The sequence below is a fragment of the Plesiocystis pacifica SIR-1 genome (assembly GCF_000170895.1).
Classification (GTDB): domain Bacteria; phylum Myxococcota_A; class Polyangia; order Nannocystales; family Nannocystaceae; genus Plesiocystis; species Plesiocystis pacifica.
In genome coordinates, this window is the sequence record NZ_ABCS01000176.1 from 1 (window position 1) to 10965 (window position 10965).

Annotated in this window: 10 protein-coding genes and 1 pseudogene; 5 read left to right on the top strand and 6 right to left on the bottom strand. The window is 71.0% G+C overall.

Going from position 1 to position 10965, the window contains the following annotated elements; all coding sequences use genetic code 11:
* The 4 genes and pseudogenes from PPSIR1_RS40075 to PPSIR1_RS45310 all read right to left on the bottom strand — a co-directional run.
* A pseudogene (locus PPSIR1_RS40075) lies at positions 1-366 on the bottom strand (hypothetical protein); the annotation flags it as partial.
* A 4-nt stretch (positions 367-370) separates the two neighbouring features.
* Positions 371-1507, bottom strand: coding sequence for a DUF2169 family type VI secretion system accessory protein (locus PPSIR1_RS40080; protein ID WP_006977053.1), 1137 nt, complete (start codon positions 1505-1507; stop codon positions 371-373).
* Positions 1504-2490 carry a hypothetical protein gene (locus PPSIR1_RS40085; protein ID WP_006977054.1) on the bottom strand — a complete coding sequence of 329 codons (987 nt, stop codon included), beginning with the start codon at positions 2488-2490 and terminating at the stop codon, positions 1504-1506. The genes PPSIR1_RS40080 and PPSIR1_RS40085 overlap by 4 nt, the downstream gene beginning before the upstream one ends.
* A 12-nt stretch (positions 2491-2502) precedes the next feature.
* The gene (locus PPSIR1_RS45310) at positions 2503-3900 is read right to left on the bottom strand and encodes a hypothetical protein (RefSeq protein WP_006977055.1); all 1398 of its coding nucleotides are present in this window, start codon (positions 3898-3900) and stop codon (positions 2503-2505) included.
* Between the two features lie 215 nt (positions 3901-4115).
* Here PPSIR1_RS45310 and PPSIR1_RS45315 point away from each other — a divergent pair, with 215 nt between their 5' ends.
* Positions 4116-6011: a serine/threonine protein kinase gene (locus PPSIR1_RS45315; RefSeq protein WP_006977056.1), complete on the top strand. Its 1896-nt coding sequence runs from the start codon at positions 4116-4118 to the stop codon at positions 6009-6011.
* A gap of 17 nt (positions 6012-6028) precedes the next feature.
* On the opposite strand, the gene PPSIR1_RS40110 is transcribed toward PPSIR1_RS45315, so the two are convergent.
* On the bottom strand, positions 6029-6838 hold the full coding sequence (locus tag PPSIR1_RS40110) for an endonuclease/exonuclease/phosphatase family protein (protein WP_006977057.1): 810 nt from the start codon (positions 6836-6838) through the stop codon (positions 6029-6031).
* 169 nt (positions 6839-7007) lie between these two features.
* Here PPSIR1_RS40110 and PPSIR1_RS49865 point away from each other — a divergent pair, with 169 nt between their 5' ends.
* Together PPSIR1_RS49865 and PPSIR1_RS40120 are read left to right on the top strand one after the other, a co-directional pair.
* Positions 7008-7658, top strand: a complete 651-nt coding sequence (locus tag PPSIR1_RS49865; protein WP_006977058.1) for a hypothetical protein — start codon at positions 7008-7010, stop codon at positions 7656-7658.
* A 25-nt stretch (positions 7659-7683) separates the two neighbouring features.
* Positions 7684-8823 carry an NADPH:quinone oxidoreductase family protein gene (locus PPSIR1_RS40120; RefSeq protein ID WP_006977059.1) on the top strand — a complete coding sequence of 380 codons (1140 nt, stop codon included), beginning with the start codon at positions 7684-7686 and terminating at the stop codon, positions 8821-8823.
* Here the strand turns inward: PPSIR1_RS40120 and PPSIR1_RS40125 are convergent.
* Positions 8802-9008, bottom strand: coding sequence for a hypothetical protein (locus PPSIR1_RS40125; protein ID WP_157596491.1), 207 nt, complete (start codon positions 9006-9008; stop codon positions 8802-8804). The two genes, PPSIR1_RS40120 and PPSIR1_RS40125, sit on opposite strands and share 22 nt — an antisense overlap.
* Before the next feature lie 659 nt (positions 9009-9667).
* On the opposite strand from PPSIR1_RS40125, the gene PPSIR1_RS40130 reads away from it, so the two are divergent.
* On the top strand, positions 9668-10666 hold the full coding sequence (locus PPSIR1_RS40130; protein ID WP_006977061.1) for a hypothetical protein: 999 nt from the start codon (positions 9668-9670) through the stop codon (positions 10664-10666).
* The gene (locus tag PPSIR1_RS51010; protein WP_006977062.1) at positions 10663-10785 is read left to right on the top strand and encodes a hypothetical protein; all 123 of its coding nucleotides are present in this window, start codon (positions 10663-10665) and stop codon (positions 10783-10785) included. The genes PPSIR1_RS40130 and PPSIR1_RS51010 overlap by 4 nt, the downstream gene beginning before the upstream one ends.
* Positions 10786-10965: the final 180 nt, after the last annotated feature.

Consider the following 10965-nt stretch of genomic DNA (forward strand, 5'->3'; position numbering starts at 1 on the left):
GTCGCGCGCGCTGAGCTCGTGGGCCCGGTGCGCCTCGGGCACCATCCACAGCAGCGCGCTGCCCTGGGCCCGCTCGAGCACCTCGACGCTCACCCCCGCGCCCGGCCGCGGATCGGGACGCAGCCCGAGGCAGTCCGCGACCGCCCGCGCGCTCAGGTTGAGCAGCCACTCGGCCTCGGTGCGGCGCAGCCCAGGCGCGGCCGAGATGCGCGCGCCCAGGCGCGGCTCGTCGTCGAGCAGCAGCGGCTCCTCGACCGCCGTGAACCGACGGATCCCCGCCCGGATCGCCGCGCAGCTCTGGGCCGCGTCGAGGCCCACGGAGGTCAGCGCGGCGGAGTGGACGAGGGCCAGGGGTTGAAAGCTCATGGGATCACAGCCAGAAACAAGGGCGCTTGGGGTCGGTCCCGCCGTGGCCGCCGCGGTCGAGGTAGCACTTGCCGAAGCGCTTGGCCCGGAGCCAGCCCGGCGTGGGATGGCCGAGGACGACGTCGCGCAGCGGCGGGCGCCCGCGCTCCACGGCCACGCTCGCCCGGGCCACCAGACCCAGGGTCCGCGCGGGGCCGTCGATCTCGACGGTGTCGACGCGCAGCGCCACGCGCTCGCATCGGCGCGCGCCCCTGAGATCGCCGATCTCGTCGTAGAGCAGGTACGCGGGCAGGTCGACGTGGGGCAGGTTGAAGATCCAGATGCCGCCGGGGCTGAGGTTGCTCAGCTGCACGCGCTCGCCCGCCGGGTAGTCGTCGAGCTGCTGATCCTCGGGCGCGGCCTGCTCCCAGCGCGGGTCGTAGTCCCGAGGCCGCAGCGGCCAGCGGCGCTGCTTCCAGCTCTCGTCGTAGGTCCCCGCCAGGGGCAGGCGCGGCTGCCAGCCGCGGCCCACCGGACCGAAGCCCACGGGGGTCGGCGTCGAGCTCGAGCTCGCGCGGTGGGGGGCGCTCAGGCCCTCGCCCGGCGCCTCGACGTTGGGCAGCAAGGTCGGGACCTCCTCGTCGGCCGAGCGCGCCCCTCGAAAGCCCACGCCCACGGGGTTGCGCAGCTCGGCCACCAGGTCCTCGCCCGTGCCCACGGAGCCGCCGAAGGCCCGCTCCCAGGTCACCGGCAGCGTCACGAAGGGCGCCGCCTCGCTGGGCCGGTCGTCGACCCAGCGCCGGTCCCCGCGGACCACGGCGCGCTTTTGCAGCAGCGAGCCGACCCGGACCTCGACCTCGACCTCCGTCGCCGGCTGGCCGTAGGGCGCGTGGGCCTCGGCGTTCACGAGCAGGTCGCAGCGCGGCTTGAACAGCGCCAGGTCGTGCTCGGCCGCCGTGCTCGACAGCCCCGGCGCGCCCGTGAAGGCGTCGGCCATGCGCACGGGCTCGGGCTCCTCGGCGAGCTCGAGGGTCCCGTCGAGGGCGAAGGCGAAGCTCGCCCGGGCGACGATCAGGACGCGCTCGCCGCCCTCGCCGTCGGGCATGGGCAGGAGCTCGGCCGCGAAGGGCGAGCGGTTGTCGAGCTGGGCCTGGAAGCTCACGGCAGCCAGCCCCCTTCGGCGTCGAGGGTGATCGGCCAGTAGGGCATCGCGCTGAGGATCTGCACCCAGGTCTCCCGCGGCTCGTCGTCGATCCACCCGAGCAAGAACTCCGCCGGGGGCACGGCCTGGTCGCTCGGCAGCATGTCGTTGACCTCGAGGCACAGCCGCCAAAAGGCCCGGACCACCCCGATGAGCTTGGGGTTCGCCGCCGGGCCGCACAGGTGCCGCTCGAAGCACTGGACCTTGGCCTCCTCGGGGCTGCGCTGCCCGCTGAGCTCGGCCGCGACCAGCTGCGTCCGCCACCACGTCTCGGCCTCGCCCAGCGCCGCCTCGAGGGCCCGGCGGTAGGCGGCGTGGGCCATGGCGTGGACCTCCGAGCAGGTCGCCAGGTTGACCTTGGTCGGGCTCGGCTCCGCCCCCGCCCCGGGCTCTTCGAGGTCGCGCGGGGCCGCCAGCAGCCGCGCCCGGCCGCGCTCGACCCCGTGGATCGTGTCGACGAGAAAGCGCGCAGGTCGGTAGCCCAGGGGGTCGTCGAGGTCGGGCCGCAAGCTCCGCACGTCCGGGCTGGGTTCGGGCTCTTCGCCCAGCGGCGAGAGCAGCAGGTAGATCATCACGGCGTGGAGCTCGGGCGCCTCGACCTGCAGGCGATCGATGAGCAGCCGGTGGGGCTCCACGGGGATGAGGGTCTCCGGGTCTGGCTCGGCCTCGACCCCCCAGGCCGCGTCGTCGAGGAAGTTCGCGCTCGCTACCGGCCCCCGGCGACGGCCGGCGAGGTGCTCGACGACGCGGCGGTGGTGGGTCTGGTAGACGCCCAGCACCCGCGGGTGGCTGGCCAGCCCGCACGGCCAGCGCAGGCGCAGCTGCTTGCGAGGCGTCCGCTCGCGCAGCGTCGCCCACCACGGCTCGAGCTCGGCGAGCACCGCCGCGAGCTCCTCGCGGTAGGCCGTGTACAGCACCTCGAGATCGGGATCAGCCTCGAACATCCGCCCTCACCGTCAGCCGGCCTCGGAGCCCTCTTTGTCGGCCCGAGCTTTTTGCATGACCTCGAGCAGCTCCGACTGGTGGACCAGGAGGGTCTCCGGGGCGTCGTCGGCGAAGGGATCGTCGTCGTCCTCGTCATCCCCGTCGAGGCCGTCGAACTCGTCCTCGCCCTCGGCCCCAAAGTCCTCGTCCATGTCGTCCTCGTAGTCGTCGAAGCCGTCTTCCTCGGCGTCACTCGTGGCCGAGAAGGCGTCGAATTCGGCGTCGTCGATCGGGTCGGCCTCGGCGCTCGGCGGGACGACCACCCGCTCGCCGCCGGGCTTGGCCTTGGGCTTTGAGCCCTCGCTCAGCTTGGCGCGGAACATCGAGGGCACGATCGAGCCCGAGGGCTTGGGGGCCACGGGCGCCTTCGGCTTCGCGGCCACGGGCATCCGCGGCTTCGGGCTCACCGGCATCCGCGGCTTTGGAGTCGCCGAGGCGCTCGGCTTTGCGACCCCGGGCAAGCGCGGCTTTGGAGTCGCCGGCGCGCTCGGCTTCGCAGCCACCGGCATCCGCGGCTTCGGGCTCACCGGCGCTCGCGGCTTCGGAGTCGCCGGCATCCGCGGTGTCGCCATCGCCGGGGCCCGCGGCGTCGCGGCCACTGGAGCCCGCGGTGTCGCCATCGCCGGGGCCCGCGGCGTCGCGGCCACTGGAGCCCGCGGTGTCGCCATCGCCGGGGCCCGCGGCGTCGCGGCCACCGGAGCCCGCGGTGTCGCCATCGCCGGGGCCCGCGGCGTCGCCATCGCGGGCGCGCTCGGAAGCGACCCCGCCGCCGCGTTCATCGATCCCCGCACCACCGTCCGCAGCCCGGGCCCGGGCGCACCGGCGGGCTGGTCGTCGAGGATCATCGTCTCCGAGCTCGCCGGCGGCGCGGCCATCTCCTCGACGAGGTCATCGAGGATCAGCGTGCCCGTCGGCCCGCCCTCGTGCTCGTCGTCGAAGCCCTCCGGGGCCGAGTCGACCACCGTCGCGTCGCTGCCCCCGCCAGGGATGTCTTCGGGGCTGAGGAAGGCCGTCGCCAGCTCCTCGTCGACGTAGTCGTTCATGTCGACGAAGGCCGTGCGCTGCGACTCTCCCGGCCCCGCGGCGTCTCCGCTCATCTCGCCCATGTCGACGAAGGCCGTGCGCTGCGACTCGCCGGGGCCCGGGTCCAGGCCCATGTCGACGATCATCGTGCGCGCCTCGCCACCTTGGCCGGGCGCCAAAGCGGCCGCGTGGGCGCCCGTGGGGACCGGGACCGCGCCCGTGTTGGTGCCACCTCGAGCCGACTTGCGGGCCTTCTTCTTCTGCCCGCGAGACCACAGTGACCAGGCAACGAGCAGGAAGGAGACCATGCCCAGAAGGCCCGCGCAGATCGCCACGTACTTGAACACGTCTAGATTCGGTTAGACCCCCGAGGGGCCTCTCGTCAACAATCCTCGGGCCATCCGCCGCACAAAAGCCGCCCCGCCATCCCCTGGTCCAGTCCAAGCCGGGGGGTCGTGGGCGAGCGGACTGATCTCCGGAACACGCCTGTGCGCCTCTTCAGTCAACCCTGCCGTAGTCCGCGCAGATTGACACCAGCCGCAATTGAGCGTGAACTCAGCGCGTGAGGCGCGTTGGACCCTACGAGCTCATCCAAAAGCTCGGCTCGGGCGGCATGGCCGAGGTCTGGATGGGCCGACGCGTGGCCGTCGGCGGCGCGTCGAAGAGCGTCGCCGTCAAGCTGCTCGCGCCCCACCACCTGAGCAAGCCAGACTACCGGCAGATGTTCATGGAGGAGGCGCGGCTGTCCATGCTGCTGACCAACTCCAACATCGTGCAGGTGTTCGACATCGGCGAAGAGGCCGACGGCACGGCCTACATGGCCATGGAGTGGATCGACGGCTGCGATCTGGCCGACCTCACCTCGCGCCTGCGCGAGCACGGCCAGCGCCTGTCCGACGAGGTCATCTCGTTCATCATCGGCGAGATCCTCCGTGCCCTGCGTTACGCCCACGAGCTCACCCATCAAGGCCAGCGGGCGACCATCGTGCACCGCGACATCTCGCCGCAAAACGTGATGTTGTCGGTCTCGGGCGAGGTCAAGCTGATGGACTTTGGCGTGGCCCGCATCGCCACGGAGCAGACCACCGGGCACTTCGTCAAAGGCAAGCTCCGCTACATGCCGCCGGAGCAGCTCAAGGGCAACTCCCGCGAGCCCACGGTCGACCTGTTCGCCGTCGGGGCCGTGCTCCACGAGCTCCTCGACGGACAAAAGTTCCGCTCGACGGCCGCGGACGAGGGCGAGCTCTACGGCATGATCCTCTCGGGCACCCACCCGCCGCTGACCATCGACCCGCGCGAGATCCCGCTCGAGCTCGATCAGCTGCGCTGGGGCCTGCTCGCCGCGCGCATCGAAGACCGCCTGTCGAGCGCCCGCGGGGCCCTCCAGCGCCTGCGCAAGTTCCCCCGCTACCGCGACGCGAGCATGGAGCTCGAGGAGCTCGTGCGCTGGGCGGTGGGCGCCGAGGCGCCGCGCACGGGCCTGGCCGAGCCGGAGCAGCCCAAGCCCCTCGGCGGGACCGTGGTGCTCCACCAGTCGGAGATCTGGGGCGACCAGTGGGCCGAGGGCCAACAACAACAGCAGCAGCAGGGCCACCCAGGCGCCCCCGGCTGGGGGGCGCCCCAGCAGCAGCACGCCGGGCACCCCCACGACGATCGCACCGGCACGGGCCAGACGCCCATGGGCGACCGCGATCCCAGCAACCCGATGATCCCCCAGACCGCGTCGGGGCACCCCTCCCAGGGCCACCCGATCGTCGGCGAGGCCGAGGCAGACGAAGACGACGACGATCGCAACCCGCTGCTGACCATCGTCCTGCCCATCATGCTCGTATTCGTCGGCCTCGGCTTTGGCCTGATCGCCGCCGGGGCCCTGCTCGGGTGGTTCGACGGCGACGACGAGGACAAAGACCAGGCCACCGCCGACGCCGAGGTCCCCGACGAGCCCGCGGGCTCGGCCGACGCTGCGCCAGCCGAGACGCCCCCTCCCGAGGTCGTCGAAGAGGCCGGCGAGATCATCGAGGACGCCCCCGCCGACGGGGCCGCGCCGCCAGAACCCGTCGAGGTCGCGCCCGCCGTCGCCCCCAACGAAGAGGTCGCCGAGCTCGGCGGGTCCAAGGACGACGACGCCGCCAAGGCCGAGGCCGCCAACGGCCCCCAGCGCAAGGGCACCAACGGGGGCAAGGGCTCGGGGACCAAGACCAAGAAGAAAAAGACCGGGCCCAGCGCCAAGGTCACCCTGGTCTCCTCGGCCTACCCCAGCGTCGAGGTCAAGATCGGCAAGGTCAAGACCACCCTGAAAGCCAAGAAGGTCATCAACGTGCCCGTCGGCAGCTACACCATCCAGCTGCGCGAGCCCGGCGGCGACTGGAAGTCCGCGGGGAAGATCAACGTGGTCCAGGGCTCGAGCTACGAGGTCAAGCTGATCAAGCCGCCGCTGGCGATGATCAAGACCAAGTAGGGCGACTCAGGCTCGGGCTACTTGCCCTTGACCTTCAAAAACAGCGCGCTGTGGTCCGAGTAGCGCTCGATCCACTGGCGGCGCTTGGCCACCGTGGGCATGTCGACCCACCCGCGCACGAGCACGGGCTCGACGAGCTCGACGTGCTTGGAGTGCAGCACGTGGTCGAGGTCCGCCGACTGGGAGCGGCTCGAGCTGTGCCAGGTCCGCGCGTGGGTCTTGTCGGCGAGCATCATCTTGGCCGACCGCGCCTGCTTGGCCATGATCGCGATCTCCTCCTCCTCGCTGACCCGCTCGTTGTCGAGGTTGTCGCGGGGGTAGGCCATGCCCATGGTGTTGAAGTCGCCCAGGGCGATGAGCCGCGGGTTGCCCTGCTTGGTCAGCGCCCGCTCCAGGGAGTAGACCTTCGCGATGGTCGCGGTCCGGTTGCCGAAGTCCGCCGGGGTGCGCCCGCTGTCGATGTGCAGGAAGAGCAAGGGGTAGCGGTAGTTGCCGTACTTGACGGTGAGCATCGCCCCCGGGCGCAGGTGCGGCGCGCCCCGGAACTCGCGCTTGACCACGAAGGAGGCCTGGCCGAACACGCCGTGGCGCGCCGCGACGACCATCTCGAGGCTCTGGGGCCCGTCGGTCATGTAGAAGTCGTAGTCGGGGAAGTCGTTGTAGAGGGCGTTGACCACCCTCCCCTGCTCAATCTCGAACAGGCCGAACACGTCCGGGCCGCGGCCCTCGTCGAAGCTGTGGATGAACTCGGCGACGCGCTCGACCCGAACCTTCGACCGCTTGCCGCCGAATTTGCGCACGTTCCAGGCCAGCACCGAGAAGCTCATGGTGACCAGCCTATCAGGGGGGACGCGATCACATGAAGTTGCGCGTGTGCAAGGCCCGCTGCGGCGCGAGCACGCGCTCGCAACCCGCCCCGAGGCGGCCGGGACCCGCTCCACCGCCTCCAGGATGATCTTCGTGATCGAAACACCGCACGGAAGTCACCCCACTCATGTGCGCCCCTTCCCCCTCTTCCTCGCCCTCGCCCTGACCACGGCGGCATGCGCCGACGACACCGCGGACATCGATCCCAAAGCCGACTCCGACTCCGATACCGACTCCGACTCCGACTCCGGCTCCGACTCCGGCTCCGACTCCGACTCCGATACCGACTCCGGCTCCGACTCCGACTCCACGGGTGAAGAGAGCTGGCTGCCGCCGGAGTGCGTCGACGTCAGCACGCCCTACTTTGGAGACTGCCGCGAGGCCCTCGTCGAGGCCTGCGCCAGCTTCACCAGCGAGGCCGACTGCCCGACCCAGGATCCCCTCCAGTTCGACGGGGGCAGCTACGAGGTCCACTGCGGCTGGAACGAGGTCACCCGCGTGTCGGACGAGGCCAGCTGCACGGTCGAGGCCCCGACCATGCGCTGCATGGCCGGGGTCGTCCCCGGATCCATCGGCTGCGCGAGCGCCTGCCCCGTCGACGCGCCCGACCTCTACTCGGCCTTCGAGGTGTTCAACGACGACGAGTTCGTGGCGCCGGGCTGCACGGCGGACGGCTTCGCCATTAGCTGGCTCGACAGCAGCGGCCTGTGCGCGATCAACATCGATCCGCCCGCGCCCTCGATCTGCGACTGCGCCCAGGCCGTGTGCGACGCGGGCTGACCCGCGCTCTTGCTAAGCTCCACCGATGCCTGCCCCGCAGTGGCCCACCGGCAAGCGCGTGGTCGTCCGAGCCTTCGGCGAGTCGCCCATGGAGGCCCTCGACGAGCACATGGTCCTCGAGCCCCAGCCCGCCCCCGACCCGAGCGATCTCGGGCCCAAGGACCTGCTCATCGGCGTGCGCTCGTGCGCGGTCGGCTGGGTCGATCTGATCATGAGCTCCGGCCAGTACCAGCACATGGCCAAGCCCCCCTACGTGCCCGGGCTCGAGTACGCCGGGGAGGTGCTCGCCGTCGGCCCCGAGGTCCGAGGGCGCGCCGTCGGGGACGCGGTGCTCGTCGACGGGCTGATCGCCGGGCCCCGCTCGCTCGGGCCCTACCAGCGCTGGGGCGGCTTCGCCTCCTACGCCGTCGCCCCCGAGGAGGCCGCCCTGCCCCTCCCCCCGGGCTGGAGCTTCGCCCAGGGCTGCAACCTGCTGGGCAACTACGAGACCGCCTACCACTGCCTGATCACCCGCGGGCAGCTGCGCGCGGGCGAGACCGTGCTGATCAACGGCGCGTCCGGGGCCACGGGCCTGGCCGCGGTCCACATCGCCAAGATCGTCGGCGCCACGGTCCTCGCCACCGGCCGCAGCCCGGCCAAGCTCGAGGCCGTCGCCGCGCAGGGGGCCGACCACGTGCTGCCCTGCGGGGGCGAGGGAGATCAGGGCCTCGACACCCTCCGCGATCGCGTCAGGGCCATCGTCAAGGGCGGCGTCGACGTGGTCTACGACGGCGTCGGCGGGCCGCTCACCGTGCCCAGCATGCGCGCGGCCAGCTTCGGCGCGCGCTACTTGATCGTCGGTTGGGCGGCGACCCCCGACGTCGCCCGAGGCAAGGGCAAGCGCGGCGCCCCGCGGGTCAACGTCGTGCCCACCAACCTGATCCTGATGAAGAGCCTCGATCTGCTCGGGTGCCCGACGGCGATCGCCACCCACCGCGACCCCAGCATCCGCAAGCCTCGCCTGGATCAAATCCTCGCCTGGGTGCGCGAGGGTCGGCTGACCCCCCACGTCGATCGGCACTTCGCCTTCGACGACATGGCGACGGTGCGCGAGGCCATGCGGGCCAAGTGGAACAGCGAGAGCGTCGGCGGGATCGTCCTCGATCAGCCCAGCCCCATCTCCTGAGCGCGCTGGCGCACCCAGCTCCACGAGGACGCGTAAAAGGCCGCGTCCGCCTTGATGTCCGCGGGGGTGTAACCCGGCGCCCGGGGCGGGAGGGCGCGCTGGCCGATGCGCGCGCGGACCATGTTGACGAGCTGCAAATGGAGCGAAACGGCCTGCCAGTCGGCGTCGGGAGCAGTCGAGGTCATGATCAAATTTGTGACCGGAATCAGTGTGATTGCCAACGTCGCGGAGAACCCCCTCTCCATTTGGTGACTCGGGTAGGAATTGCGCCCTCTCAGGCCCCAGCCGCGCACCCCGAGAGGACTCGCGCAGCCTGCTCCTGGTGCGTCGGCTAGAGCTAGCAGGGCATCGGAGAAGTCATCGCGGCTCCTCGCGCCGTGGATTTTCGTCGAGATCGCGGAGCCAAAACGCCGCTGTGGTGGATCCCACCGCAAGTCTTGGCGACAAAGAGCTCGGCGAAAAAGACCAAGCGAGGTGTCGTGAGGACTTCTCGGATGTCCTACCGAGAAAGGCAGCCGCCCACGGGTTCAGCGCCAGCTGAGTCCGTGGACGATGCTTTCGTGGATCATGGGTCCCGGCGCGGCCGGGGTGGGCGACTGCTAGAGCGCGATTAAAAAATCGAGGCCGCCGTCCCCCATGGACGGCGGCCTCTAGCCACCACGCTACCCTGGGACGCCGTCCCAAGACATTTGAGGTTCCGTCGGGCTTTGTTGCTCGCGCCCTCCGGGGCCTCATCCAAGGAGTATCGACCCCCCGCGATCGCATTCAGAACGGACAAAGTTTTTTTGTTCGCCCCAGTGCCAGGGTTTTGCGCCTAGCCGAGCGGGGGTAGAGTCGACGCGGAATGGTCGAGAGCGCCAACAAAAAGCCAGGCAAGCGCAAGGGAGGGGCTGTCCTGCCCCCGAGCACGCGCATCGTCGATCACCCCGACTGGGATCCCAACGCGCCCGACGTCGCGCTCGCCGAGTCCCCGAGAGGACGCAAGGGCGGGAAGGGTGCAAAGGGCGGGCAAAACGCGCCCTCCAGCCAGCCCGTCGAGCGCAAGACCGGGATCACCGCCACCGTGCTGTTTGGCGGGCTGCTCCTCGTCGTCGGGGGCTTCGGCGCGTGGAAGCTGATCGACGCGCGCAATCGAGAGGCCGCGGTAAAGACGGAGCGCGCGGAGGCGGAGGCCCAAGCCGAGGCCGAGGCCGAGGCCCTCGCCAAGGCCAACGAGCCCGCGCCGATGCCCACCGACGAAGAGCTCCAAGCGCTCTACCTCGAGCGCGCGACCGCGACCGCGACCGCCCTCGAGGTCGACGCGCCGAGCCTCGACGAGCTGCTCGCGCCCAACACCTTCGAGCACCTCGTCACCCACGGCAAGCCCGTGGTCATCGCCCCCGGCGGCCGCAAGACCATCGGCGCGCTGAGCTTCAAGGTCCGCGTCGAGACCCTCAACCTCGAGCGCCGAGGCATCCGCAGCAAGGGCCAGCACACCATGCTCGTGGTCGAGAACACCACCGACCAGCCCCTGGCCTACCGCCTGAGCGTGCGCAAGGCGACCGTCGGCGAGTGCCGCTCGCCGGTCATGTTCCACTACGACGCCATGGTCATCGACCCGGGCGAGACCGCGGAGGTCTCGGTCTGCTCCGGGCGCCAGAGCGCCGAGATCATCGACCTGCGCACCCTCGCGGTCTCCAAGGTCGGCGCCCGCTGGATCCGCCAGCTCCCGGCCAAGGCCGTGGGCAACGACGACATGGCCGTCACCTCCCACGAGGTCTCCGAGGACATCGAGATGTGCGACATGGGCTCGGACGAGACCTCGCGCGCGATCAAGGAGAACCTCGTCAGTGGGAGGACGTGATCGACTTTTACAGCCGCCACGACTGCCGCCACTACCCGTGGGCGCCGCAGCACCGCCTGGCGACCGCGCCCATCGAGAAGCTGCCGATCCAGCCCAAGTACGCCCCCCCCGACGAGTGAGCCTGCTTTGCCCCCGCCGGCACCTGGGAACCGGGGGGCTTCGTCGCTACCCGCTCCCCACTTCCCCACGGGCGCTAGAAGACCGAGCTTCATCCCCGGCAAACGACGCCCCCGCTCGCGGGGGCGACCGCATGCCCTCTCGAAGGCACGAACGCCATTGCCCACCGGCCAAAGCGGAGG